Origin of the sequence: Megasphaera elsdenii DSM 20460 (genome assembly GCF_003010495.1) — a bacterium.
Classification (GTDB): domain Bacteria; phylum Bacillota; class Negativicutes; order Veillonellales; family Megasphaeraceae; genus Megasphaera; species Megasphaera elsdenii.
Genome location: NZ_CP027570.1, coordinates 537,745 through 564,649, shown reverse-complemented (window position 1 = coordinate 564,649; position 26,905 = coordinate 537,745). Strand labels below are relative to the sequence as shown.

At 53.6% G+C, this 26,905-nt stretch carries 21 protein-coding genes and 5 tRNA genes; 19 read left to right on the top strand and 7 right to left on the bottom strand.

Annotation, left to right across the window (positions count from 1 at the left end):
- Positions 1–9 precede the first annotated feature (9 nt).
- From C6362_RS02730 to nifJ, 5 genes are all read left to right on the top strand, one after another.
- Complete coding sequence (locus tag C6362_RS02730; RefSeq protein WP_014015232.1) at positions 10–1,164, top strand: autotransporter outer membrane beta-barrel domain-containing protein; 1,155 nt, start codon at positions 10–12, stop codon at positions 1,162–1,164.
- A gap of 147 nt (positions 1,165–1,311) precedes the next feature.
- Positions 1,312–1,764, top strand: a complete 453-nt coding sequence (locus C6362_RS02725) for a desulfoferrodoxin family protein (RefSeq protein WP_014015231.1) — start codon at positions 1,312–1,314, stop codon at positions 1,762–1,764.
- 18 nt (positions 1,765–1,782) lie between these two features.
- On the top strand, positions 1,783–2,334 hold the full coding sequence (locus tag C6362_RS02720) for a glutathione peroxidase (protein WP_014015230.1): 552 nt from the start codon (positions 1,783–1,785) through the stop codon (positions 2,332–2,334).
- A 110-nt stretch (positions 2,335–2,444) separates the two neighbouring features.
- Positions 2,445–2,876 (top strand): YbjN domain-containing protein, encoded by a 432-nt coding sequence (locus C6362_RS02715; RefSeq protein WP_014015229.1) that lies wholly within the window; start codon positions 2,445–2,447, stop codon positions 2,874–2,876.
- 357 nt (positions 2,877–3,233) lie between these two features.
- A complete protein-coding gene (gene nifJ, locus C6362_RS02710; RefSeq protein WP_014015228.1) occupies positions 3,234–6,746 on the top strand; it encodes a pyruvate:ferredoxin (flavodoxin) oxidoreductase in 3,513 nt (1,170 codons plus the stop codon).
- A 159-nt stretch (positions 6,747–6,905) separates the two neighbouring features.
- Here the strand turns inward: nifJ and C6362_RS02705 are convergent, their stop codons facing one another.
- Positions 6,906–7,835 (bottom strand): LysR family transcriptional regulator, encoded by a 930-nt coding sequence (locus tag C6362_RS02705; protein ID WP_014015227.1) that lies wholly within the window; start codon positions 7,833–7,835, stop codon positions 6,906–6,908.
- Between the two features lie 597 nt (positions 7,836–8,432).
- Between C6362_RS02705 and C6362_RS02700 the strand changes: the two genes are divergently transcribed.
- The 8 genes from C6362_RS02700 (at position 8,433) to trpA (ending at position 16,684) form a co-directional block, all read left to right on the top strand.
- Entirely contained in the window at positions 8,433–9,728 is a 1,296-nt protein-coding gene (locus C6362_RS02700; RefSeq protein ID WP_014015226.1) for an SLC5/6 family protein, read from the top strand.
- A 509-nt stretch (positions 9,729–10,237) separates the two neighbouring features.
- Positions 10,238–11,707, top strand: coding sequence for an anthranilate synthase component I (locus C6362_RS02695; RefSeq protein ID WP_014015225.1), 1,470 nt, complete (start codon positions 10,238–10,240; stop codon positions 11,705–11,707).
- Positions 11,704–12,270 (top strand): anthranilate synthase component II, encoded by a 567-nt coding sequence (locus C6362_RS02690; RefSeq protein ID WP_014015224.1) that lies wholly within the window; start codon positions 11,704–11,706, stop codon positions 12,268–12,270. The genes C6362_RS02695 and C6362_RS02690 overlap by 4 nt, the downstream gene beginning before the upstream one ends.
- 38 nt (positions 12,271–12,308) lie before the next feature.
- Positions 12,309–13,331 (top strand): anthranilate phosphoribosyltransferase, encoded by a 1,023-nt coding sequence (gene trpD, locus C6362_RS02685; RefSeq protein ID WP_014015223.1) that lies wholly within the window; start codon positions 12,309–12,311, stop codon positions 13,329–13,331.
- Between the two features lie 11 nt (positions 13,332–13,342).
- A complete protein-coding gene (gene trpC, locus C6362_RS02680) occupies positions 13,343–14,131 on the top strand; it encodes an indole-3-glycerol phosphate synthase TrpC (protein ID WP_014015222.1) in 789 nt (262 codons plus the stop codon).
- Positions 14,124–14,726, top strand: coding sequence for a phosphoribosylanthranilate isomerase (locus C6362_RS02675; protein WP_014015221.1), 603 nt, complete (start codon positions 14,124–14,126; stop codon positions 14,724–14,726). Before trpC ends, C6362_RS02675 begins: the two co-directional genes overlap by 8 nt.
- A gap of 4 nt (positions 14,727–14,730) precedes the next feature.
- Positions 14,731–15,915 (top strand): tryptophan synthase subunit beta, encoded by a 1,185-nt coding sequence (trpB, locus tag C6362_RS02670; RefSeq protein WP_014015220.1) that lies wholly within the window; start codon positions 14,731–14,733, stop codon positions 15,913–15,915.
- A complete protein-coding gene (gene trpA, locus C6362_RS02665; protein ID WP_014015219.1) occupies positions 15,908–16,684 on the top strand; it encodes a tryptophan synthase subunit alpha in 777 nt (258 codons plus the stop codon). The genes trpB and trpA overlap by 8 nt, the downstream gene beginning before the upstream one ends.
- A gap of 197 nt (positions 16,685–16,881) precedes the next feature.
- On the opposite strand, the gene C6362_RS02660 is transcribed toward trpA, so the two are convergent.
- The 6 genes from C6362_RS02660 to C6362_RS02635 all read right to left on the bottom strand — a co-directional run bounded on the left by C6362_RS02660 (position 16,882) and on the right by C6362_RS02635 (position 24,950).
- Positions 16,882–18,186: a dicarboxylate/amino acid:cation symporter gene (locus C6362_RS02660; protein ID WP_014015218.1), complete on the bottom strand. Its 1,305-nt coding sequence runs from the start codon at positions 18,184–18,186 to the stop codon at positions 16,882–16,884.
- A 375-nt stretch (positions 18,187–18,561) separates the two neighbouring features.
- Positions 18,562–18,888, bottom strand: coding sequence for a cupin domain-containing protein (locus C6362_RS02655; protein ID WP_014015217.1), 327 nt, complete (start codon positions 18,886–18,888; stop codon positions 18,562–18,564).
- Positions 18,889–19,321: 433 nt separating this feature from the next.
- Complete coding sequence (gene larAH10, locus C6362_RS02650; protein WP_014015216.1) at positions 19,322–20,629, bottom strand: NPN-dependent 2-hydroxyacid racemase, LarAH10 family; 1,308 nt, start codon at positions 20,627–20,629, stop codon at positions 19,322–19,324.
- Between the two features lie 116 nt (positions 20,630–20,745).
- On the bottom strand, positions 20,746–21,597 hold the full coding sequence (amrS, locus tag C6362_RS02645) for an AmmeMemoRadiSam system radical SAM enzyme (protein WP_014015215.1): 852 nt from the start codon (positions 21,595–21,597) through the stop codon (positions 20,746–20,748).
- An 8-nt stretch (positions 21,598–21,605) separates the two neighbouring features.
- Positions 21,606–22,967 carry an AmmeMemoRadiSam system protein A gene (amrA, locus tag C6362_RS02640; RefSeq protein ID WP_014015214.1) on the bottom strand — a complete coding sequence of 454 codons (1,362 nt, stop codon included), beginning with the start codon at positions 22,965–22,967 and terminating at the stop codon, positions 21,606–21,608.
- A 162-nt stretch (positions 22,968–23,129) separates the two neighbouring features.
- On the bottom strand, positions 23,130–24,950 hold the full coding sequence (locus C6362_RS02635) for a phosphoethanolamine transferase (protein WP_014015213.1): 1,821 nt from the start codon (positions 24,948–24,950) through the stop codon (positions 23,130–23,132).
- A 206-nt stretch (positions 24,951–25,156) separates the two neighbouring features.
- Here C6362_RS02635 and C6362_RS02630 point away from each other — a divergent pair.
- The 6 genes from C6362_RS02630 to C6362_RS02605 all read left to right on the top strand — a co-directional run bounded on the left by C6362_RS02630 (position 25,157) and on the right by C6362_RS02605 (position 26,881).
- A tRNA-Asp gene (locus tag C6362_RS02630) sits at positions 25,157–25,233 on the top strand.
- Between the two features lie 7 nt (positions 25,234–25,240).
- Positions 25,241–25,316, top strand: a tRNA-Phe gene (locus C6362_RS02625).
- 18 nt (positions 25,317–25,334) lie between these two features.
- A tRNA-Leu gene (locus C6362_RS02620) sits at positions 25,335–25,420 on the top strand.
- 33 nt (positions 25,421–25,453) lie between these two features.
- A tRNA-Asp gene (locus C6362_RS02615) sits at positions 25,454–25,530 on the top strand.
- 25 nt (positions 25,531–25,555) lie between these two features.
- Positions 25,556–25,641 (top strand) — tRNA-Leu (locus C6362_RS02610).
- Between the two features lie 322 nt (positions 25,642–25,963).
- Entirely contained in the window at positions 25,964–26,881 is a 918-nt protein-coding gene (locus C6362_RS02605; protein ID WP_014015212.1) for a metal-sensing transcriptional repressor, read from the top strand.
- Positions 26,882–26,905 lie beyond the last annotated feature (24 nt).

Below are 26,905 nucleotides of genomic sequence, written 5' to 3'. Positions count from 1 at the left end.
AGGTTTGTCATGAAATTCAGTCTGCCCAGGTTGCGTAACTGTATAATCGTCTTTATGGCCCTGACTTATCTGGCGGGAGCAGATGCCGTACAGGGCGCGGACTGGCAGTCTGCCGGCCGGTCCCTGGCGGCGACACAGGCCGGGACGGCGACGTTTTATCAGATGGCGTCGGATCTTCTCTGGCGCCGGTCTGATGACAACCGTTTCACGGCCTACAAGGACCTGCTGGAACCATCTGATGACACGGGCTGGTGGGTCAAGACCGATTACCGCAGCTATACCTTCCCGGATTATGGCAGCCTGTCTTACAGCCAGGACTATAGTGCGACCCTCATCGGCTACGAATCGCCGCACAACATGGCCCGCTGGGGCGGGATCCTCCACCAGGGGGCTTTTTATACGATGAGCACGTCCAATGTCTATACCGACGGGAAAAACGGCAGCCAGCCCTATGGCAGCGGGTCGGACTCGATGAAAGAATATGGCGGCGGCTTTGCCGTGGAATGGGGCGATAAACGCGACCGCCATGGCGATGCCGTCATCCGCCTGTCGCAGCTGCAGCATACCGTGTCCTACAGCGATACTGACGGGAACAGCGACTTGGTCAACTATCGGACCTGGCTGTTAGGCGCGGGCATCCGTTATTATGAAACACGGCTCCTGCCCAAGCAGTTCTTCTGGGAACCCCAGGCCGGCCTGTCCCTGGGCTATGTCTTTCCTTATACGATCAGCGGCGATGCCGTGACTTACCGATCCGGGAATAAGCCCTATGTAAGCGGCCGCCTGGGCATCATGGCCGGGAAAGCCTATTCGGTCAACGGCCATGCCGGCCTGCTCTACGGTCGCTTCGGCGTCCAGCGGGCTCTGGACGGCACGACGACAGGGACCCTGGACCAGGGAAATACAGCATCTATTTCTGGCGATGTCGGGTCCAAGACGTATACCTGGTACGATATGACTTTCGGCTCTTCTTTGTCGCTGGGACAGGGAAATTCTGTCTGGGGCGAATTGACGCGGCGGTCCGGCTCCAATATGACGCCGACATGGAGCGTCAACGGCGGCCTGGTCCTCAAGTGGGGCGGTGCCAGCCGGACGACGAGGGAACGGATGAAAGCCCTGAAAAAAGACCCGCACAGCCTCGATTTGGATATTAAGAAAAAATAATAAAAAATAATCGTTCTCCGTTATTGACAAGTGTACCGATTTAGTCTATAATGAGCACATAAAGAAAAACAATTATTAATTAAGAAATAACTTCTCATATATAGATTGTACCTTAGTTAGGGGCCAGGCCCCAAAGGAGGAACCCATATGAAACACGTAGAATTTTACCGTAACGATAAAGATGGCAGCGTTTTAGTATCTGTAGGCACGCAAGTACCGGAAAAACTCATCTATGCCGGCCAGGAATTGACTCATCTCGTCGCCGACACTGTCGACGCAGCTAAAGAAAAACACGTACCGGCTATCCAGAAAATCGATGGCCACTTGGAAGTCCATGTCGGTTCGGTGACACACCCGATGGAAGAAAAGCATTACATCGAATGGATTGCCCTCGTCGATGACAACGGCGTCGACATCCGCTACCTGAAACCCGGTGAAGAACCGAAGGCTGAATTTGAAACGGGCGATGCCGGTGAAGTCTATGCATATTGCAATCTCCACGGCCTGTGGAAAGAATCATTCGCCGTCAAAGAAGCTCCGTCCCTCGATGGCGCTACTTGCTCGCCAGAATTTGGCGGCTGCGTCATCCACGAATTATAAGTCCGAAGGAGGCCCGTCATGAACGTATACGATTTCACGGTCAAAGATATCCAGGGACACGATGTATCCCTGAGCCAGTATAAAGATAAGGTCCTGCTCATCGTCAATACAGCCAGCAAATGTGGCTTCACGCCGCAATACGACGGCCTGGAAGCCTTATATCAGAAATATAAGGATAAAGGCCTGGTCATCCTCGGCTTCCCGTGCAACCAGTTCCTGGAACAGGATCCGGAAGACAACCAGCACATCGAACAGTTCTGCCGCCTCAACCACGGCGTCACCTTCCCGCTCTTCGCCAAGATCGACGTCCGCGGTGACCAGGCAGCACCTTTGTACCAATACCTTACAGAAGCCGCACCCTTCAAAGGCTACGAAACGGATAAAGAAAGCGGCCAGCTCATCCAGAAGGTCGTTTCCGAACACTATCCGGACAATGCCCAGGGCAACGGCATCAAATGGAATTTCACTAAATTCCTCATCAACCGGGACGGCAGTCAGGTCCAGCGCTTTGAACCCAGCACGACACCGGAAGAATTAGACCCGATCCTCGAAAAACTACTCCTCTCCTAATAAGAAAAAGGCTTGCTGCATAGCGGCGAGCCTTTTTCTTATGACAAACGTTATAAAAATGGGGTATAATAAAATCGAAGCGTTATTTGTAAAAAAAGGAGTGTTTTCCAATGAACAAGAAAGCTGAAAACTTTAAAAAATATCTCGACGAAAAAGAAATCAAAGCCTTTACGGTCGATGAAATCAAAGATGACCAGTTCCAGACGGTCGTCTTCCGGTCGGCTGCTGACATCAACGGCAACCGCCTGCCCCTCATCGTCATCCTCGATACCAGCATTTACGGCATGATCCGCGTCCTGGTAGCACCGAAGGTCCTGCACGATGACAATGAAGCGGCTGTCCTCAAGCTGCTCAACACGTACAATAAGCAGTACAAATCCTTTAAATACTACATCGACGATGAAGGCAACCTCATCCTCGACACGTGCGTCCTCCTTAAAGACGATGAAGTCGATGGTGATTTGATTTACGCCATGTTCGACGTCATCATCCGCCACCTCGGCGAATCGTACAAAGAGCTCATGAAATCCATCTGGGCGTAAGGGCTCGATGTTTGAAGCGACGATTTTTAAATTTAAAAACGGATTACATCAAACATCAAACTTTTAACTTCAAACTTAAAAAGGCGTTGTCTCTTGCAGACAGCGCCTTTTTTTATGACTCTTTTTCATGAATATTCACGCTTTTAGACAAAATCGGCATAAGATGAACGTTTTACTAGAAAGGCCTTGCATAAATTTTTTCGAAATAGTACAATGAAGATAACAAATAGTCATCTAGAAAATACCTTAGTCACATAGTGGAAAATGATGATTTTATCTGCGCAATCTATCAGATGACTCCTAAGTGTACACGGATTCTTTCATTTATCAGGTTTTACAGAAAGGGGAACAAGTACTATGGCAAAGAAAATTTTCAAGACAATGGACGGCAACGAAGCTGCGGCTTATATTGCCTACGCCTTTACCGAACTGGCTTCCATCTTCCCGATAACGCCGTCGTCGCCGATGGCGGAACACGTCGATGAATGGGCCGCCCATGGCCGTAAGAACTTATTCGGTACGACTGTCCAGGTTCAGGAAATGCAGTCTGAAAAAGGGGCTGCCGGTGCCATGCACGGTGCTTTGAACACTGGCGCCTTGACGACGACCTTTACATCTTCCCAGGGCATGATGATCATGCTCAGCAACATGTTCAAGATTTCTAGTGAACTCCTGCCCGGCGTCTTCCATGTCGCCTCCCGTACGGTCGCTACCAACGGCTATACGATTTTTGCCGGTCATGACGATGCCATGGCTATGCGCGGCACGGGCATCAGCATGATGTGTGAATCGAGTGTCCAGGAAATTATGGACTTGGCAGCTGTCGTCCATGCAACGGCTATTTCCTGTCGTATCCCGATCATCAACTTCTTCGATGGCTTCCGCACATCTCACGAAATCCAGAAAATCGAAGTCCTGCCGTATGAAAAACTCCGTCCTCTCCTCGATATGGACGCCGTCCGGGCCTTCCGCAAACGCGGCATGAACCCGGATAATCCGGAAGCCATTTCTTTCTGCGAACCAGCTGAAACGTTTATGCAGCACCGCGAAGCCCTCAATAAATTCTATGACCGCGTCCCCGATGTCGCCGAAGGTTACATGCAGAAAATCAGCGAAATCACGGGCCGTGAATACCATCTGTTCAATTATACCGGCGCACCGGATGCCGAATTTGTCCTCGTTTCCATGGGTTCTGGTTCCCAGACCATCGAAGAAACGGTCAAGATGCTCGTCGCCAAAGGCGAAAAGGTCGGCTGCATCAACGTCCACATGTTCCGTCCGTGGTCGGAAAAACATTTCCTGGCTGCTCTGCCGAATACGGTCAAGAAAATCGCCGTCCTGGACCGCACGAAAGAAACCGGTGCCAACGGCGAACCGCTCTATCACAGCGTAGCCGCTACTTTTGCCGTAGCTGACAATGCACCGAAGGTCTACCACGGCCGTTATGGTATCGCATCGAAAGAATTCTTGCCGGGCGACGTCGTCGCTGCCTTTGAAAACCTCAAGGCCTTTGAACCGAAGAACGACTTCACCTTGAGCATCGTCGATGATGTTACCTATAAATCCCTGCCGCGCGTCAAAGGCATCACGACAGGCGGCAAAGGCCTGAAAGCCTGCAAGTTCTGGGGCTTCGGTTCCGATGGTACGGTCGGTGCCAACAAGAGTGCCATCAAGATCATCGGCGATAACACTGACATGTATGCCCAGGCATATTTCGCTTATGACTCCAAGAAATCCGGCGGCGTCACCGTATCGCACCTGCGCTTTGGTGATACGCCGATCCAGATGCCGTACCTCATCAATAATGCCGACTTCATCGCCTGCCACCGCCAGTCCTATGTCCATGGCTTCGACCTCCTGCGGGGCATCAAAAAGGGTGGTACGTTCCTGCTCAACACGGTCTGGAAACCGGAAGAACTGGACGAAAAACTGCCGGCTAAATTAAAACGTGCCATTGCCCGCAACGACGTCCAGTTCTATATCATCGACGCCGTCGGCATTGCTCAGAAAATCGGCCTCGGCGGCCGCATCAACATGATCATGCAGTCGGCCTTCTTCAAACTGGCAGATGTCATCCCCTTGGACCTGGCTATCTCTAAATTGAAAGAATCCGTCGTCGCATCGTATGGCAAGAAAGGCCAGAACATCGTCGACATGAACAATGAAGCCATTGATCAGGGCCTGTCGGCTATCGTCAAAGTCGATGTACCGGCCGCCTGGGCTGATGCTGTCGATGAACCGGTTGATATGTCGAAACATACGAAATTCTTCCGCGAATTTTCCATCCCTGTCAATGCCCTTGAAGGCGATGACCTGCCGGTCAGCGCTTATGACGGCATCGAAGACGGCCGCTGGCCGACGGGGACCTGCGCCGAAGAAAAACGCGGCGTCGCTATGTTCGTACCGAGCTGGGATGCTGAAAAATGTATCGGCTGTAACCAGTGTTCCTTCGTCTGCCCTCATGCCGCTATCCGTCCCTTCCTGATGACGCCCGATGAAGCTGCTAAGGCTCCGAAAGGCTACCAGGATAAAGAAATCAAAGTGGCTCCGGGGTACAAATACAATATCGTCGTTTCCGTCATGGACTGCCTGGGCTGCGGCAGCTGTACCCATGTCTGCCCGAAACAGGCCTTGACCATGAAACCTTTCGACGACGAAGAATACAAAGCCGCTCTTTGGGATTATGTCATCGATTTGCCGGCGAAAGCCAACCCGATGGACAAGAATACTGTCATCGGCAGCCAGTTCGAACAGCCGCTCCTCGAATTCACCGGCGCTTGCGCAGGCTGTGCTGAAACGCCGTATTGTAAAGTCGTCACCCAGCTCTTCGGCGACCGCATGATGATTGCCAACGCTCACGGCTGCTCCAGCGTCTGGGGCGGCAGTGCACCGGACTGCGGCTATACCAAGAACGCTCAGGGCCATGGCCCGGCTTGGTCGACGTCCCTCTTTGAAGACAACGCAGAATATGGCTTCGGCATGATGCTGGCTGAAAAGACGGAACGGAAATTGCTGGAACAGTACATCGATGCCGCTATGGATGTGGCCAGCCCGGAACTGCAGGCAGCCTTTACGGAATGGAAAGAACACAAGGCTGAAAGCGAAGGGACCCGCGAACGCTCGGATAAAGTCATCGCCCTCTTGGAAGCTGAAAAAGACGGCAAACCGGCACTGGAACAGGTCTATGATATGAAACAGTTCCTGGTCAAACGCAGCCAGTGGATCTTCGGCGGCGACGGCTGGGCTTACGATATCGGTTATGGCGGCCTGGACCACGTCCTGGCTCAGGGCGAAGACGTCAACGTCCTGGTCTTCGATACGGAAGTCTACTCCAATACGGGCGGCCAGGCATCTAAAGCTACACCGACGGCCGCTGTGGCTCAGTTCGCTGCGTCCGGCAAGAAGACGCGTAAGAAAGACTTGGGCATGATGGAAGCCCAGTACGGTTATATCTACGTCGCTCAAGTCGCTATGGGTGCCGACAAGAACCAGTTCATGAAGGCCCTCAAAGAAGCAGAAGCCTATAACGGCCCGTCCCTGATCATCGGCTATGCACCGTGCATCAACCACGGCCTGAAAGTCGGCCAGGGTCAGAGCCAGCTCGAAGAAAAACGGGCGGTCGAAGCCGGTTACTGGCATCTGTGGCGCTATAATCCGGAATTGAAGAAACAGGGTAAGAACCCCTTCATCCTTGATTCCAAGCCGCCGACAGCTAACTTCCGCGACTTCCTCATGGGCGAAACACGCTTCTCGTCCTTGCAGCGCACCTTCCCGGATACGGCAGAAGCTCTCTTCGAAAAGACCGAAGAAGATGCCAAAGACCGTTACGAAGGCTATGTCCGCCTGACAAAAGCATATGATGAAAAATAAATAGTTCGTTATAAATGAAAAAAGGCGCTGTCGCATCGCGACAGCGCCTTTTTGTTTGCAAGTAATTAAGCGGGCCGCCCTTTGGGACGGCCCCTACGGATTACGAGCCACGAGCCACGAGCCACGAGCCACGAACCACGAGCCACGAACCACGAACCACTATTCCTTATTCTCCCGTCCTCTCAACAAGTCCGTCAGGATGGTGATGTAGTGGGAAGCTTCTTCGGACAGGGGTTCTCCTGCCATCTTGATCCAGCCTACGGTCATCGTGTCCAGGGGATTTTCGATGGGGATGACTGCGAGGTGGCGGCCGATGATGGATGGGGCTGCGTGACCCGTACCGATGGTGTAGGCGTCGGTGGCCCGGATGATGCTGAACAGCGTCGACCGATCGGTGACGTAGATGCACTGGCGGCTGGCCCGGTTGGGCAGGAGCAGTTCTTCGGAAAACTGCGATTTGTCGTGACCTTGTTCGAAGCGGACGCAAGGATAGCTGCTGAATTGGCCGGGAACGACGTGAGAAAATTCTGCCAGGGGATGGCCGCTGCGGACATAGAGACAGGGCGTGAAGGCGCAGAGAGGCGTAAATTCCAGCTTATTCTTGTGGAACAAGTCCTTCAGGAAACGGGCGTTCATGTGGGATAAGAAGAGGATGCCCAGCTGGCTTTCGCGGGTGACGACGTCATGGATGACTTGCGACGTCCGGCCTTCGCGCAGGGTGAACGTGCAGGCCGCGTTCGGCGGGACGTGCTGCAGAGCATGGATGAAGGCTTCATCGGCGAAAGGATAGTGTTGGGATGAAATGGACAGGACCTGAGGCAGGTCCTGTTTTTTTTCTGCCTGGAAATGGTCGTGCATGGCTTCGGCATGGGACAGGATATGGCCGGCGTAATGGAGAAATTCCAGTCCTGCTGGCGTGAAGGTGATGCCGTGGCGGTTCCGTTCGACCAGGGTCAGGGAAAACTCTTTTTCCAAATCTTTGATAGCCGTGCTCAGGCTGGGCTGGGAGATGTTCAGGGCATGGGCTGCAGCCGAAATGGAATTGTGCCTTGATAACTCTAGGATATAACGAAGTTGCTGTAAAGTCATAATGAAACACCTCGAATATCAACGGTACCTATAGAATCGTTTCTGCTCCCTTTATTGTATCAAAATAAAAAAATAGGGAAAAGTTATGACTTTTTGATACAATAAAGGAATATTTAAAATGAAAATACAGAATAGATAATAGCAAAAAAGTGAAAAGAAGCTCTCTGATGTGACATAAAAAATATAAAGAAAATCTATCTAAATTTGACTTTTTGGAAAGGACAGTTATTTATGGCTATGCTGGAAAAGTGAGAATAAGTTATTCTCAATATGATGGAAAAGCGCAAAGAGATAGAAAAAAATTAAAGGAAATATCTTATTGTTATAGGAAATTCCTATGAAAGTAAATTGCACAATGAATATTTTACAGGTTACACCTTCCATGTTATACTTTAAGTATGAAATAGAACGTTTTAGTAAAAGGTGAAACGCCGGACTATACATTAAATTTTATGGTTTTAAATAAAACCCACTTATAAACCATAGCAGAAATGTATATGAAAAGAAATTGAGAAAGAGAACGGCGACAGGGGAGAAAAATGTAGTATCAGAGGGGACATCATCGTTTGGTTGTATTTGCCACAGGAGGTAATTCATATGAACTCATCAGCAGCATTGGCCCGGCAGGCGGGCATGACAGATGCACAATGGAAAGAAGCCGTTAAGTTCGACAGTACGGACTGGGGCTGGATTATTATGAGTATCGGCATGGCCATCGGCGCCGGCATCGTCTTTTTACCTGTCCAGGTCGGTTTGGTCGGCGTGTGGGTCTATTTATTCTCGGCCATCATCGCCTATCCGGCTATTTATCTCTTACAACGGTTGTTTATCAACACCCTGGCCGATTCGCCGCGGTGTGAAGATTATCCCAGCGTCATCAGCGGATATTTAGGGAAGAACTGGGGCTTCCTCCTGGGGATCCTTTACTTCCTGAGCATTCTCATCTGCGTATTCATGTATTCGACAGCTTTGACCAATGACAGCGCGTCCTTCTTATTTTCCTTCGGCGTCACCGATACGCTCCTGTCGGATAACCCCTTATATGGTCTGGCCATCATCTGTGTCATGGTCCTCATCGCTTCCCGGGGCGAACAGCTCTTGTTCCGCGTATCGACGCTCATGGTCCTGACGAAATTGTTAGTCGTCATCTGCTTGGGCGGCATCATGATCCAGCACTGGAACCTGGCCAATATCGGTGTCTTCCCGGACCTGGGCTACCTGGTCAAGAATACGATTGCCATGTTGCCGGTCACGCTGACCTCGATTCTCTTCATTCCCAGCATCAGCCCGATGGTCATTTCCTATCGCTCTCATAATAAATCGATCCACGTCGCCCGTTATAAAGCTATGCGGGCTATGAAAATCGCTTTCTCCGTCTTGTTCATCACGATTTTCTCGTATGCCATGTCCTTCAACCTGGCTCTCGGCCATGACCAGGCCGTCATCGCTTACTCCCAGAACATTTCGGCTCTGGCTATCGTCGCCAGAGGTTTCGATGGCAGCGCCGTCAAGATTTTCAGCCTTATCCTCAACATCTTCGCCGTTATGACAGCCTTCTTCAGTGTCTTCCTTGGCTTCCGTGAAGCCTGCCAGGGTATTGCCATGAATATCCTGCGCCGTTTCATCCCGGAAGAAAAAATCAGCAAGACTGTTGTCCGCCACGGTATCCTCATCTTTGCCGTAGCCGTAGCCTGGGGTGCCATCGTCCTCAATGCACCGGTCCTCAAGCTCCTGACCCTGCTGGGCCCGATTTTCGGCATCATTGCCTGCCTCATCCCGGCCTACCTGGTCTATAAGGTCAATGCCCTGCACAAGTATAAAGGCATTTCCTTAGTCCTCATCGTCTTCGCCGGTATCCTGCTCATCATCTCGCCGGTCATCGCGATGATGTAGTTTTCTAGCAGTTAGCCGCTAGGGATTAGCAGTTGGTGGCTCATGGTTCGTAACGCCATGTGAGCCACTAACCCCTAGCCACTAGCCACTAGCCACTAAAAAGCTTGTCGTGTACGCGACAAGCTTTTTTTTTCAGTAAAACGATTGTCTTTAAATGGTGGACAAAAATGGCCTTGACAGGTTACATAATGCGGTGTATCATACAACCATCAACCGAACATCGTCCATGAAACCATTGAGGCGGAAGTAAAAACGATGACGTGCACGTACAGAGAGCCGGGATGCTGAGAGCCGGCCGACGCAGCTCGTTAAATGGACCGCTGAGGGCGCAGTCAAAAGCCGGAAGGCCGAGTATTCTGCGACGTGTTGGCATACGTCAGTTGCCGGGAATATGTTGGTATTCCGTCGAGAGTAGGGTTCAACCCCTAAAACAAGGTGGCACCGCGGAACTTAATCCGTCCTTGACAAGTAACATTGTCGTGGACGGATTCTTTTTTTAGGAGGTTCATATGGAAACGCTCAGTCTGGAACAGGTAAAAGCATATCAAGGTGAATACAAGGTCGTGCCCATCTGCCGCAGCATGTATGCCGACGTCCGCACGCCTATCGAAGTATTGCGCATCGTCAAGAACATCAGCTCTCACTGCTATTTGCTGGAAAGCATGGAAGATTCCCAGCGCTGGGGCCGCTATACCTTTATCGGCTATGATCCGCAGATGGGTCTGTACTGCAAGGACGGTACGGTCCACATCAAGACCGGCGCTGAAGTCCAGATCCATACGGACCATCCGGAACAGCTTATTTCCCAGATACTGGCCGACAATAAGGCGCCGCGCCTTTCGGACCTGCCTCCCTTTACAGGCGGACTGGTCGGGTATTTTGCCTACGATTTCATCAAATACGCCGAACCGTCGCTGAAACTCAATGCCGTCGATGATGATGGCTTCAACGATTTCGACCTCATGCTCTTCGATAAGGTCATCGTCTTCGATAACCTGAAACAGCAGATTTACCTTATCGTCAACGTCCGCCTCGACTCGGCCGAGGAAAATTATAACCGGGCTCTCCTGGAAATGGAACGCATGGAAAGCCTTATCCGGGAAGGCAAGAAGGCCCCGGACATCCCGTTGAAGCTCAAAAGTGATTTCAAGCCTTTGTTCAATAAAGAAGAATATTGCCAGATGGTCGAAAAGGGCAAGACCTACATCCGCGAAGGCGATATTTTCCAGGTCGTCCTGGCCAACCGCCTGAGCGCTGAAGCCGAGGGGAGCCTCCTCGATACGTACCGCGTCCTGCGGACCCTCAATCCATCGCCGTATATGTTCTTCTTCTCCGGCGATGATATCGAGCTCGCCGGCTCTTCACCGGAAACGCTGACCCGCCTGGAAAACGGCGACCTGTTCACATTCCCCCTGGCGGGATCGCGGCCGCGGGGCAAGACGCCGGAAGAAGACCAGGCCTTGGAAGATGAACTCCTGCACAATACGAAGGAACTGGCCGAACACAACATGCTCGTCGACTTGGGCCGCAACGATTTGGGCCGCATCAGTGAATTTGGCAGCGTTCACGTCGAACGCTATCTCGACGTCCTGCGTTTCTCTCATATCATGCATATCGGTTCGACTGTTCACAGCACGATCCGCAAGGATAAGACGGCTATCGACGCCATTGCATCGGTCCTGCCGGCCGGCACCCTGTCAGGGGCACCGAAGATCCGGGCCTGCGAAATCATCGACGAACTGGAAGGCCATAAACGCGGCGTCTATGGCGGCGCCATCGGATACATCGACTTTACGGGTAATATGGACTGCTGCATCGGCATCCGCCTGGCCTATAAGAAAGGAAATCACGTCTACGCCTGCTCCGGCGCGGGCATCGTCGCCGACAGTATCCCCGAACAGGAACATCAGGAATGTCTGAACAAGGCCAAAGCTGTCGTCATTGCATTGCAGCAGGCTAATGGAGGGATCGACAAATGATAGTGCTCATTGATAATTACGATAGTTTTTCTTATAATCTCTACCAGCTCCTCGGTCAGTTCGACCCGGATATCACGGTCATCCGCAACGATGAAAAGACCGTCGAAGCCATCGAAGCCATGCGTCCGGATCACCTCATCATTTCTCCCGGACCGGGCCGTCCGGCCGATGCCGGTGTCTGCGAACAGGCCATCAGCTACTTCGCCGGCAAGGTCCCCATCCTGGGCGTCTGCTTAGGTCATCAGGCCATCTGCGAAGTCTACGGCGGTACCATTACCTATGCCAAGCAGCTCATGCACGGCAAACAATCCGTCGCCACGCTGAAGACGGACAGCCCCTTGTTCAAGGGACTGCCGGAACAGGTCGACGTCGGCCGCTATCATTCCCTGGCCCTCGACCCGGATACCTTGCCGGATGAACTGGAAGTCCTGGCCCATACGGAAGATGGTGAAATCATGGCCGTCGGCCATAAGCAGTATCCCGTCTACGGCCTGCAGTTCCATCCCGAATCGATTTTGACGCCTCAAGGGCCGATGATGGTAGAAAATTTCCTTGCATTATAAGTGATATAGATGAGTCTAACATAGGGGAGGTACTTACAATGATTAAAGAAGCGATTATCAAGATTGTAAATAAAGGTGATTTGACCTATGACGAAGCCCATCAGGTCATGATGGAAATCATGAAGGGCGAAACGACGCCGACGCAAAATGCGGCGTTCCTGGCAGCCCTTTCGACGAAGAGCACCAAAGCTGAAACGATCGATGAAATTTCCGGCTGTGCCGAAGCCATGCGCTCCCTGGCTACACCCGTTCCCCATCCGGGTATGGATGTCCTGGAAATCGTCGGCACCGGCGGCGACGGCGCTCATTCCTTCAATATTTCCACGACGTCGGCCATGGTCCTGGCCGCAGGCGGTGTCAAAGTCGCCAAGCACGGCAACCGGGCTGCGTCGTCCCTGTGCGGCACGGCAGACTGCCTGGAAGCGCTGGGCATCAATATCCAGCAGGACCCGCAGCTGGCCCTGAAGATGCTCGAAGAAACGAATTTCTGCTTCCTCTTCGCTCAGAAATACCACGCCGCCATGAAGTACGTCGGCCCCATCCGCAAGGAACTGGGATTCCGGACGGTCTTCAACATCCTCGGGCCCTTGACCAATCCGGCCAAGCCGGAAATGTTCCTCCTCGGCGTCTATGACGGCTATCTCGTCGAACCGCTGGCCAAGGTCCTGGCTTCCCTCGGCGTCAAACGGGGCCTCGTCGCTTACGGGCAGGAAAAACTCGACGAAATTTCGCCGAACGGGCCGACGACGATTTGTGAACTCCGCGACGGTTATTACCGGACGGCCGTCATCAAGCCGGAAGACTTCGGCCTGACGCCGGGTAAAAAAGAAGACCTCGTCGGCGGTACGCCCGAAGTCAATGCCCAGATTACGCGCGACGTCCTGTCCGGGAAAATCCAGGGGACGAAACGCAATGCCGTCCTCATGAACAGCGGTGCCGCCCTCTTCGTCGCCGGCAAAGCCGATTCCATCGCCGACGGCATCCAGCTCGCCGCCAGCCTCATCGACAGAGGTAAGGCGACGGCAGCCCTGGAAAAATGCATTGCCGTCAGCAACGAGTAAGAAGGTGCCCTATGATATTAGATGATCTTACGGCGGCCGTCGCCAAGCGGCTGGTTACGGATAAACAGCAGGTGCCCCTGGAAGTCATGAAGGCGCGGGCCCTGGCGGCGCCGAAAAAGGAAGGCTTCCCTTTTGAAAAGAATTTGGGAAAACCGGGGCTGTCCTTCATCTGTGAAGTCAAGAAGGCTTCGCCGTCGAAGGGCCTCATCGCTCCCGACTTTCCCTATGTAGCCATTGCCAAAGAATATGAACAGGCCGGCGCTGCGGCCATTTCCGTCCTGACGGAACGGGATTATTTCCTCGGCAGCCCGCAGTACTTGCAGGAAATTGCCGCAGCCGTCACGACACCGGTCCTGCGCAAGGATTTCGTCATCGACGAATACCAGATCTACGAAGCCCGCGCCCTGGGCGCGTCAGCAGTGCTCCTCATCTGTGCTATCCTCGATGATGAAAGGTTGCGGCATTTCTTCCAGCTGGCTGACTCCCTGGGATTATCGGCCCTGGTCGAAGCCCACGATGAAGACGAAGTGCGCCGGGCCATCGCCAGCGGCGCCCGCGTCATCGGCGTCAATAACCGCAACCTCAAGGACTTCACGGTCTCCCTCGATACGAGCTGCCGCCTGCGGCCGCTGGTGCCGAAGGATATTCTCTTCGTTGCCGAAAGCGGCATCAAGACGGCCGACCACACAAAGGTCCTGCGCGACCACGGCGTCGATGCCGTCCTCATCGGCGAGACCTTTATGAGAAGCCCTGATAAGAAAGCCATGCTCGATGAGCTGGCCGGAGGCTCTCGTGGTTAAGGTCAAGTTCTGCGGCCTCAAGCGCCCTTGTGATATCGCCTGGGCTAATGAACTCCGTCCCGATTACGCCGGCTTCGTCTTTGCCGGCAAGAAGCGCCGCGTCAGCGATGACCAGGCGGCGGCCTTGCGCAAGGACCTGGACCCGGGCATCCCTGCCGTCGGCGTCTTCGTCGACGACAGCCTGGAACATATGGGAAAGCTGGTCGCAGCGGGTACGATCCAAATCGTCCAGCTCCATGGGCAGGAGGACGACACTATGATTGATGCCGTCCGGCAATCGCTGCAAGTCCCGGTCATCAAGGCTTTTTCCATTGCCAGCCAGGATGATGTCCGCAAGGCAGAGCAAAGCCGGGCCGACTACATCCTGCTCGACCACGGTGCCGGCGGGACCGGCGATTGCTTCGACTGGGCCCTGCTGGGCCAGTTAAACAGACCGTATTTTCTGGCCGGCGGCCTCAATCCCGACAATGCTGTCCAGGCAGCGGCGTTCCATCCCTATGCCCTCGATGTGAGCAGTGGCATTGAGACAGACGGCGTGAAAGATAAAGAAAAGATGAAATTATTCATGGCACGTGTACGTGCTTACAGGAGGTAACTACATGAGTACAGGAAGATTTGGCCCCTTCGGCGGTCAATATATACCGGAAACATTGATGAATGAAATCCAGCGCTTGGAAAAAGCCTACAGCCATTATAAAAATGATCCCGATTTTCAGGCAGAATTGAAGGATTTGCTCGATAATTATGCCAACCGTCCGTCCCTGCTCTACTATGCCGAACGCATGACCAAGGACCTGGGCGGCGCGAAAGTTTATTTGAAGCGCGAAGATTTGAACCATACAGGCGCCCATAAGATCAACAACGCCCTGGGTCAGTGCCTGTTGGCCAAGAAGATGGGCAAGACACGGGTCATCGCTGAAACCGGTGCCGGCCAGCACGGCGTCGCTACGGCGACAGCAGCGGCTTTCTTAGGCCTTGAATGTGAAGTCTTCATGGGCGAAGAAGATACAATCCGCCAGGCATTGAACGTCTACCGCATGGAACTCTTAGGGGCTAAAGTCCACGCTGTCACATCGGGTTCGCGAGTCCTCAAAGATGCTGTCAATGAAGCCATGCGCGAATGGGTCAGCCGTGTCGACGATACACACTACGTCATCGGTTCGACTATGGGTCCTCATCCGTTCCCGATGATGGTCCGCGACTTCCAGTCCGTTATCAGCAAGGAAGCGCGTCAGCAGATTCTCGAACGGGAAGGGAAATTGCCTTCCGCTGTCCTGGCCTGCGTTGGTGGCGGCAGCAATGCCATGGGCATGTTCTACCATTTCATCGGCGATAAGGACGTCAAACTCATCGGTTGTGAAGCGGCCGGCAAGGGCATCGACACCAAGCTCCATGCAGCGACTATCGCCAAAGGGGAAGTCGGTATCTTCCATGGCATGAAATCCATTTTCTGCCAGAATGAAGACGGCCAGATCGACGAAGTCTATTCCATTTCGGCCGGCCTCGACTATCCGGGCATCGGGCCGGAACACGCTTATCTCCACCAGACGGGACGCGCCCAGTATGTACCGGTCAAGGACGACGAAGCCGTCGAAGCTTTTGAATACCTGGCCCGCACGGAAGGCATCATCTGCGCCATCGAAAGCGCCCATGCCGTCTATGAAGCCATGCAGATAGCGCCGAAGATGAGCAAAGACGACAGCATCATCGTCTGCTTGTCCGGCCGCGGTGATAAAGACGTCGCCGCCATTGCAAGATATAAAGGGAGGGACTTACATGAGTAAGATTGGCAACGCCTTTAAGAACGGCAAAGCATTTATCGGATTCTTGACAGCTGGCGACCCGTCGCTGGACAAGACGTATGAATATATCATGACTATGGAAAAAGCCGGAGCCGACCTCATCGAAATCGGTATTCCTTTTTCCGACCCCATCGCCGAAGGCATCGTCATCCAGGAAGCGGACCTGCGGGCCTTGAAAGCCGGGACGCGCATTGACGACGTCTTTGCCCTGGTCGAACGGGTCCGTAAGGAAACGCAGATTCCCCTGGTTTTCTTGACCTACCTCAATCCTGTCTTCCATTACGGCGCTGAAAAATTCTTTGCCCGCTGCCAGGAAACGGGCATGGATGGCATTATCATCCCTGATATGCCCTTTGAAGAACGTGACGAATGTGCGGCAGCTGCCAAAGCCCATGGCATCGACATCATCTCCATGATTGCGCCGACGTCGAAAGACCGTATCCAGAAAATCGCTAAAGTCGGCGAAGGTTTCTTGTACATCGTGTCCTCCCTGGGGGTCACCGGGACGCGGACGGAAATCAAGACGGACCTCAAAGAAATCGTCGATACGGCCAAAGAAGTCACAGACGTACCGTGTGCCGTCGGATTCGGCATCAATACGACCGAACAGGCTGAAAAAATCGGCCGCGTCGCTGACGGCGTCATCGTAGGCAGTGCCATCGTCAAGATCATCGCCCAATACGGTGACGATGCCGCCCCCCACATCTATGACTACGTCAAAGCCATGAAGGAAGCTACGATTCGGGGATAATAAAAAGGGCTTGTCGCATGACGACAAGCCCTTTTTGAGTTTGAAGTTTGAAGTTGAAAGTTTGATGTGGAGGGGACAAAATTTAAAAGCCATCGCCTCAAACATCATACATCATACATCAAACCTCAAACATTTAAGAAAAAGGGCCCTCGCATGATGGCAGAAGCCTTCGTGCGACAACCCCTTTTTTTATGCCTTTAATGCTGAGCCGGTGCGGGTTGGGCATCGAGTTCAGATGCTAAGTCGTGGTCGGTCATGGCGCAGACGGCCGAGTCGGACCAGACGTTTTCAGCGGTTTCAATCATGTCGATGATGGTGTAGATCGGCAGGATGATACCCATGATGCCGATGGGGGCACCGATGCCGGACATGAGCGACAAGGTCAGGAAGTAGCAGCCCATGGGGACGCCGGCATTACCGATGGCAGCCAGGACGGCGACGAAGAGCCAGGCAATCATGGTGCCGATAGAGAGGTCAAAGCCGCCGTTCTGCATGAGGAACAGGGACGTGACCAGGATGAAAGCAGCACAGCCGTTCATGTTGATGGTCGTGCAGATCGGCAGGACGAAACGCGATACCTGAGGATGGACGTTGAGGCGCTGTTCTGCCGAAGCCAGGGTGACCGGCAAGGTGCCGGCAGAGCTCTTGGTGAACAAGGCGACGGCAATGGCCGGAGCCATCTTGCGGAAGACGTAAATCGGATTGAGTCCACGGAGGACGAGGAAAATCGGCAGGACGATGAAGAACTGGATGAGGTTGCCGCCGAGGATGACCAGGGTGTATTTCCCCAGGGCACCGACGATGACGCCAGCTTCAATCTGTGCCGACAGCTGTGCCGAGAAAGCCAGGATGCCAACCGGCAAGATCCAGAGCAGGGCCCGGATGAGGGTGAACAGGACTTCCTGCAGACCCAGGAGGCCTTTCAAGAGGACAGCGCGGTTTTCTGTCTTAGGCATGAATGCCAGAGCCAGACCGACGGCAGCCGCGATGAGCATGACCGAAAGGACATTGCCCGACAAGAACGGCTGGAGCATGTTGTTCGGGATGACCGACAGGAAGTGGTCGTAATAGGTGACTTTTTCCAATTTCTGCGGGACGTTGGAAACGCCGGAATTGATGAGGTCTACCGGCAGGTTGCCCGGTGCGATCCAGAGATAGAGGACCAGGCCGATGGCAGCGGCACAGATCGTCGTCAAAAGCGTGTAGGTGACGGCGTGGGCGAAGATACGGCCCGTTTCTTTCTTGGCTCCCAGAGCCGATAATGTCGTGATGACAGCTAATGCGATGGTCGGTACGGCGATGAACTGGAATAAGCGCGTGAAAACAGTTGCAATGAAATCGAATAATTGGTTCAATGCCGGAATACCGAGCCAACCTAAAATGGCGCCGATGATCAAGGCGCCCATCCACAAGGCGAACTGACGGCCGCGATGCTGGCCCTGGCTGCCGCGGATGGCTTCCCGGGCCTGTTCTTGGACCCGGTCTTGAGATTCGTTGGACATGATTGTCTCCCCCTTTGATAAATCTAAACGAATTCTATAGAATACCGTTTCAGTATATTATAGAAGAGGGGACGGTTTCTGTCAATGGAGAAGGGAGAAGTCAAGGCAAAAAAGACACGTAAAAGGACCGATACACACGCGACATATGTCTACCGGTCCTCTACGTTATAGGATTCATATTCATCTCGTTTTTGGTTCTGGTTACTTTAACCTCGTACAAAAATGTGAAACAATAATCGTTCGTTGCGCTTGGATTTACTAGACTAACCTATTTGAAAAACATCACACCCATTCGAAAAGTTCGAAGCACTTCAATCAAGATAAGTTAATTCGTAATGTTCATCGACGAACGCTTGCTGATCCTATGGACATTATTTAGTTGTTAATGATCAACGCAATGAAAACTAAATCGTTCTGACTTTTGTTTTCCAAGCTGTGACCCTTACCATCTGATGTGTAAGTAACGTCTCCTGGTTTAACGGTCCGGATTTCTCCGTTGTCGTCATATTCTCCCTCTCCGGAAAGGATATAATATGCTTCTGCGTTGTCACTGTGAACGTGATAGCCTAAGGAACATCCAGGTTTCAATGTGATTTCGGCGAACATACCTACTTTATCCTTCAGCTCGGTGGCGCTCAGAAGTTTTTTCTTCAAGATGTACCCCTTACCGCCGGAGGCATGTTCTACTTTCTCTATTTCCACTGGACTCACCCCTTTCTAATGCGCTTACAAAGGAAGGGGAACTTGCTTGCCATTCCTTTCGCATCTCTTGGCTATATTATAGCATAGGATTTTACGTTTGTCATGAGATATACGAAAATATATTATGTCACTTATGCATCAAGGAATGGATAAGTATAGCCTTTGGGAATAATAAAAAAGGCGCTGTCGCATGAAGACAGCGCCTTCTTTTACAAACTCCGTACTACAAACTTTCGAGAGAAAGGGGCCTTTCATGATGGTAAAAGCCTTCGTGCGACAGCCCCCTGCGGGATTATGGAATCAAGCGGGTCGCCCTTTGGGCGACCCCTACGGGATTATGGAATCAGGCGGGACGCCCTCTGGGCGTCCCCTACGGGATTGTGGAATCAGGCGGGACGCCCTCTGGGCGTCCCCTACGGGAAAAATAACTTCGTTATTTTTCCTGCAAAATCGGCATGACTTTGGTGGCATGGGGCATGATGTTGATGGTGTAATCTTTATCTTTGCCCTGTTCTTTCAGTTTTTGCTGAGCCAGGTCCCAAGCTTCCTGGACGGTGGCGACCGGAATCTGGCCGGTGCGGCGGATGTCGTCGAAGTTGCGCGGCAGCGTGACCAGGATGACCGTGTCTTTATGGGTCAGGCAGAAGAGGTTGAAGGCGACGAAGAAGGGGATGGTGAAGTGTGCCCGCAGGGCCGTTTCCATTTCTTCCATCGTATCGTATTTGAAGCTGTCCATGTAGATAGCCGGTTCTTTGATGTCACGGGCTTCCATGATGGCGATGATGACTCCGCCGTCTTTGACAGCCATTTCAGCCGGGTCATAGCATTTGCAGCCCTGGTAGAGGCTGACGTCGCTGGGATAGCCGCCGGCGCAGGCGATGACGACGTCTGCTTTTTCTTTCATCGGGACGCGCTGGATGTCGAGGACGGCTTCGGTGCCAGCCCGCCATGCGTCGTACCAGTCACCGCCGACCATGCGGCAGATTTCGCCGTCGCCGTTGATGACGGAGTGGACGAGGAAGCACGGATTGATCTTGCTGCAGGCTTCGACCATGTCGTCGTTGAGCGGGTTGTCGTCAATCTTGAGGGCCCGCGTCTTGGGGTTGATGCCGTGACCAAATTCGTCAGCCAGAGCGTGGCAGTGGTTGCGCTGGATCGTTTCGAAACCGGAAACGCCGGGCAGGATGAGTTTGCGGCCGCCGCCGTAACCGGCGAAGAGATGGGTCGTAATGCCATCGACGATGATGACTTTGTCGGCGTCGACAACGTGTTTGTTGAGTTTCAACGGCGTGCCGAGCTTGGTCGTGCCGCAGTCGACGAGGGTAGGGTCCATGCAGTCATGCTGATAGGTTTTGATGCGGCGGATGACTTCTTCACCGCAGACGCGGACGTCTTCTTCCGGCGTCTGGGCGCGGTGCGAACCCTGAGCGAAGACAATGCAGATGTCGTCATCAGGGATGCCGGCCAGGTTCAATTCGTCGATGATGTAGATGAGGAATTGATTTGAATGGTTCCACGTACGGGTGACGTCAGCGACGACGAGGCAGACTTTATCGCCCTTCTGGACTTTTTCCTGCAACGGGGCGCTGCCGATCGGATGACGCATGCAGTCGATCGTCGCCTGTTTGACATCGACAGCCGGGACGTGTTTGCCTTCCATGACGCCGACGATGTGTTCTTCCGGGAGCATGACGGACTGTGTATTTTCACCAATATTGAACGTAAATTCTTTTAATGCCATTTTGTACCACCACTTCTTTTTAAAAATAAAAAAACAAATTGTACCTTATTATATCATGCCATGGCCAGTATACAAGTTTAAAGTTGACAATAATCGTTTAACGTATGGCGACCAGCCTATACATTGCCCAAATGGACACAATGGAGATGCTGGCGGGCTATTGATTGCAGCTGTTCCATCGTCTGTAACGGTGTCATCGGTGCGGACCAGTGGTACTGCGGGAAATAGCGGGTCAGGTGCAGCGGGATGTCCGGCGAGAGGGCGGCCAGCCAGCGGGCTTCGGCGTCCATCTGGGCCGGGTCGTCATTTTCGCCGGGGATGATCAGCGTCGTCACTTCGACGTGGCTCACGGTGGCAGCAGCGGCAATCGTATTCAGGACGGGCTGGAGCGATGCGCCGCAGAGGGAATGGTAGAAGGCCTGGGAGAACCCTTTGAGGTCGATGTTCCAGGCATCGATATAAGGCAGCAGGGCCTGGAGCGGTTCCTTTTCGATATAGCCGTTGCTGACCATGACGTTGACCAGTCCCGCTTCGTGGATAAGGCGGGCTGTCCTGGCGATAAATTCATAACTGAGCGACGGTTCGTTGTAGGTATAAGCCAGGCCGATGTTGCCGTTGTCCGTGCAGCTTTTGGCCAGGGCCAGGGCCTGTTCCGGCGTCAGATCCCGGTACGGTGCTTCTTGCTGGGAAATCTGCCAGTTCTGACAGAAGGGACAGGTGAAATTGCAGCCCCATGAACCGAGGGACAAGATGCGCGAGCCGGGATGGAAATAGGCCAGTGGCTTCTTTTCAATCGGATCCAGAGCCAGGGCCGTGCATTGGCCGTAATTCAGGGCCTGGAGGGTATGGCCGTCATAATAGCGGGTCTGGCAGCGGCCGCGATGGCCCGGCGCGATGGAGCAGTGATGAGGGCAAAGGCGGCAGGCTGCCCGGCCGTCTTTGGCGATATCGTAATAAGCGGCTTCCATGATGTCACCTACTTATAGCGCGTGACCGTGAAGCGGTAGAGGTCCGGCCGGATTTGCGGCGGGATGCCGGCCTTTTCCTTGGCGATGGCAATCTGCTGCTGGACCGTGTCGACGCCTTCCAGGTCGGGGAGGAGCAGGCCTGTCTGGGCATGGCTCATGACGATGACCCCGTATTTCTTGGGGTCCAGGTCAGCTGGCGAAGCGACGGCTTCGGGCTGGCCCAGGACGTCGACGGAAATATCGATGTCTTTCAGCTCGTCCAGGCTGACCGGATAGAACCGCGGGTCCCTGGTGGCAGCGGATACGGCATTGTGGATGATTTCGCTGGCAATGTTCATCTGCATGGGCAGGAAGGTGCCGATGCAGCCGCGCAGGCGGCTCCCCTTGTGGAGGGATACGAAGGCGCCGGCCTTGTCCTGCAAGTCTTCGGGCAGGTCCTTGGGGACGGTCATCAGGCTGTGATGCTTCAAGTAGTAGGCGATGCTTTCCCGGGCCAGGCGGACGCGGATGTCGGCGACAGCCGGTTCTTCAGCCCGTTTTTCCTGGCCTTCCGGCAGGTATAAGGCGACGCCATAGCCGACGCCGAAGGGGCCTTCATAGGAATAGACCGGCATGACCGGACGGAAATGGCGCAGGGCGCCGAAGAGAAAGTACACCGACGGCAGGCCGCACATGCCGGCTTCGTCGATGAGGTTGCGGCTCAGGGTCTTGAGGATGGCCGGGTCCTGTTTCTGCAGGGCTTCCATGACGGTCTTGTCGAAGACGGCCCCTTTTGGCGTATAGCCGTTGGGCGAACCGGGCAGGAGGCGGTGCGACAAGTCACCGGACGCGACGATGGCGATACGCCGGCCCAGGCGGGCAGCGGCCTGGACGACGAGGTCCCCTAACAGGCTCATGCTGTCGTAGTCATCGAAGCGCGGCGCCATGAGTACGACTTGGCCCGTGAAGCCGGCCTGGCGCAGGTAGTATAAGGGGACGAATGTACCCTGGTCGACGTAGAGGGGATGGCCGAAACGGTCGCTCCAGGCCGCGTCGAGGCGGTAGATATCGGTTTTCGGGGCGGCGATTTCAAAGATTTCTTCGGCCAGATCCATGTCGGTGCGGACATCCATGGCCAGTTCCGGATAGCCAAAGGCATCGAGGTTGCCATACAGGCGGGGCGCCTCCAAGAGCGTCGCCCCGTCGGGGAAGACGTAGTTATGAGGCGACATGATGACCAGTGTTTCCGGTTTCTGGCTGACAATCAATCGGGCCGCTGCCTGGACAGCCCGTACCGTAGATGCTATCTTTTGCAGCTCATCGCCGCCGATTTCCGGCAGCATAATCGGCGGATGGGGAAATAACCCGGCTGCGACACAAGCATGTTCCATAGAAATACCTCCTTTGGGAAAATGTGGTGTTAGTTCTATTATACTCCAAATAAAAAGAGCTTGTCGCGTAGCGATAAGCTCTTTTCGTGATTCGTTTGGCGTGGTTCGTTTGGCGAAGACGACTTACGGTCCACGGTTCACGACCCACGGAGCCGCAGGCTCCTAATATTCTGTGTCCTCCATGAGGCTGGTCTTGCCGAAGCGGGTCTTCAGGTCTTTCCGTTCCATGCTCCATTTCGACGAGGCGATGGACATGGCCGGGTCGTAGTTCGGCGACTGCATGTTTAGGACGCCGCAGATAAATTCGTATTCCAGGTCGTTCGTGAAGTACTTGTCTTTATTGGCCTTGATGGCTTTGACGACATCGGGATTGCGCTTCTGGTAGGCGTCGGACAGGTAGCAGAACATGGGGATGCGCAGGACCTTGAAGCTGGCGCTGTCGGGCTGGCGGGCGACGTCGGGATCGCTGCCGTGGTCCGAGAAGTAAACCATGGCGTCGAGATGGAGGTTGTCCCGGGCGTAGTCGTAAATCTGCGACAGGACCCAGTCCGTATAGAGGACGGTATTGTCGAAATCGGCTTCCTGGTTGATCTTGCCGTCATTGAATTTCTGAAATTCCTTGGGGTAGCGGTTGCGGTATTCGATATGGCTGCCCATGATGTGGAGGACGACGAAGTTCTTTTCCTTGGGATCGACGCGCTTGAGGAACTGCAGGAGGGCGCCGTCCAGCGTCGATTCCTTCAGGTCCCGGTCGACCCATTCGGAGACATCTGCCGTATTGGCCACCAAGGTGATAGGCGTATCGGCGACGCCGACAGAACCCTGGTTGCTGAACCAGTACGTCTTATAGCCGGCTTTCTTGGCCATGTCGATGATGGAAATGGATTCGTTGAAGGGCTTGTCGTTGTAGAAATTCGATTCCGTCAGGGCGTGTTCCAGGACGGGGACGGTGTACCAGACGCAGCTGTAGGCGTTGGTGAACAGTGTGAAGTCCGGGTTGGATTTCATCGCCGTCAGCCACGGCGTATTGGGCACGTGGTCCGGATTATAGGCGTTCATGAGGGTCCGCGTTTCCGATTCGCCGATGACGACGATGACCGTGTTGGGGTAGTCGGCCGGATGGAGCTGGACGGCCTGGAGGGCGGTGTATTTGTCGTCATGGTTTTCGGCGTACATAGCCGACCGCTTCATATAGTCGTGTGTGTCGATGAAGGTCCGGATCGGAAAGGCTTCCGGGAAGATTTCTTCGCTCAAGGCGCCGACGGACGGGGCGATGATGAGCAGCAGCGAGACGATAGGGAGGACCTTGCGGTAGACGTGGGTCCTGGGCAGGACGCGCTGGCGATAGTTCAAGAGGAACAGTCCTGCCAAAATCAGGGCCAGGACGATGACGATGGCGGCTACCTTGAACAGCCCCAGGGAATGGAAGTATTCCAGGGTCTCAGCCGGGCCCGTCTGGAAGATGAGCAAGGCGCCGGATGTCGTGATCGACGAGTTGTAAAGGAAATAGTAGACCCACTGGAGCAGGATGACGAAGAAGGCCGCGAACTGGACGATCGTCATGAAGACCGCTCCGGTTTTGTGGGGGATGTACTGCCGGACAATCATGTTCAGGCAGAAAAAGATAGCAAAAAAGTATAGTCCTACGTATATATCATATATATTGTTCAAGTAAATCGTGTTGGTATTGATCAGGGAAATGTAACTCAAATAAGGTCCCGTGATAATCCAGCCCAGGCCGATGAGGGCCGGCGGGATGATGGCGCCTGGGGACAAGTGTTTCCAATACAGGGCCAGGGACAGGACGACAGCGCCGACGCCGGGCAGCAAGCCGAAGGTCATGTCTTCGATATTGTCGGGCCCCATGCCCAGGGAAATGAGAAACTGCCATTCAAAGCAGCAGCCATAAACTACGGCAAAGATGATACACAGCGGCAAGAGTCTGTGCCGCCATTTGCTGAAGGTCTTCATTGCATGAACCATGTGTTTGTTCTATCCTCTCTGTAAAACTCTTTGTAAAAACGATGTAAACAAAGCATACCGGCTATATTATACATCAAACGGGGCCGATAACATAGAGGGAATTTTTGAATTACCGGAAAAAAAGATAAAAAAAGACTTGCCAAAAACGACAGGTCATGGTAGAATAGTTTTCGTTGAGGCACTCCGTGCTGAAACAATGGTGAAACGGCCCCGTGGTGTAGCGGTTTAACATGTCGCCCTGTCACGGCGAAGATCGTCAGTTCAAATCTGATCGGGGTCGCCACTTTTTTGCTCAGGTAGCTCAGTCGGTAGAGCAGGGGACTGAAAATCCCCGTGTCGGCGGTTCAATTCCGTCCCTGAGCACCAACATCAATTACCTATCATGCGGTTGTGGCGGAATGGCAGACGCGCTACTTTGAGGGGGTAGTGAGCGAAAGCTCATGGGGGTTCAAGTCCCCCCAACCGCACCATAGCTTCTCAAAAGAGGAGCGCTGAATAGAAACGGCCCCGTGGTGTAGCGGTTTAACATGTCGCCCTGTCACGGCGAAGATCGTCAGTTCAAATCTGATCGGGGTCGCCATATTCTTTTTTTTACAATTTTATATGCGGTTGTGGCGGAATGGCAGACGCGCTACTTTGAGGGGGTAGTGAACGAAAGTTCATGGGGGTTCAAGTCCCCCCAACCGCACCATGTAAAAAGGGCTTGTCGTATGACGACAAGCCCTTTTAAGTGATTAGTGGCTAACCACTAACTCCGAACTACAAAGAGATAGGGACCACGCATGATAGCAATAGCTTTTGTGCGACAGTCCCTTTTTTAGCAGTTAGTGTTTCGTAGGGGCCGTCCTGTCAAGGCGGCCCGCCGTGAACAGTCAGCCATACCATTGGTCAGCCTGAGGGAATGTTTTTTACGGCCTCCCTTTGGGACGGCCCCTACAAACCGTGGGGTACAAGTCACGAGCCACGAACCATGAACCACTGCTTACTATAAACTCGAAAAAAGGGGAATCCCTATGGATAAGGAACATGTCTTTTTTGAAAATTATGCGAAAAATTGGGACCGCGACCGCAAGGCGGACGACCGGGTCTTATCGTCTTTCATGGAGCTGGCGGCCATCCGGCCCGGTTCAGCCATCCTCGATGCGGGCTGTGGGACGGGCGTGCTCTTGCCTTACTTATCCGCAGCGGCTGGAGATGAAGGCAGTGTGGAAGGCTTCGACTATTCCCAGCAGATGATCGACGTGGCCAAGGATAAATTTTCTCACCTGGCCAATGTCACCTTTACGACGGGCAATGTCCTGAAATATGCTTTTCCTAGGAAACATTATGATGTCGTCTGCTGTCTCAATTTCTATCCCCACATTGCGGAACACAGCCGCGATGTCATCCGCCGCCTCTATGAGGCCCTGGTGCCCGGCGGGATGCTACTCATCATGCACGACCTGCCCCGCCAGGCCGTCAACGCCATCCATGGCGGCGCGCCCGTGCTGCCGCCGGTGGATATTTTGGAAGAGAAGCTGATCAGCGCCGGCTTTTCCATCGTCATGGCCATGGATACGGACCGGTTCTATTTCATCAAGGTCGTCAAGGCCGCCGACGAAGCCGATTTCGTCTATGACGATGAAGAAGAACAGCCTGCTCAGGCACACGCCGGTACCCATCATGACCATCACCATACGGAAACGAAACGCGTCCTCAACCGGCTGTCGCGCATTACGGGCCACGTCGAAGCCATCAAGCGCATGATCGAAGACGGCCGCGACTGCAGCGACGTCCTGGTCCAGCTGGCGGCCGTCCACTCGGCCATTGCCGGCGTGAGCCGGGTCATCCTCAAGGACCACATCGACCACTGCATCGTCGATGCCATCCATGAAGGAGACGCAGAAGCCGTAGAAAATCTCAAGAAAGCTATTAATACCTTTGTCAAGTAATGGTATAATAGGATAGAGTAACCA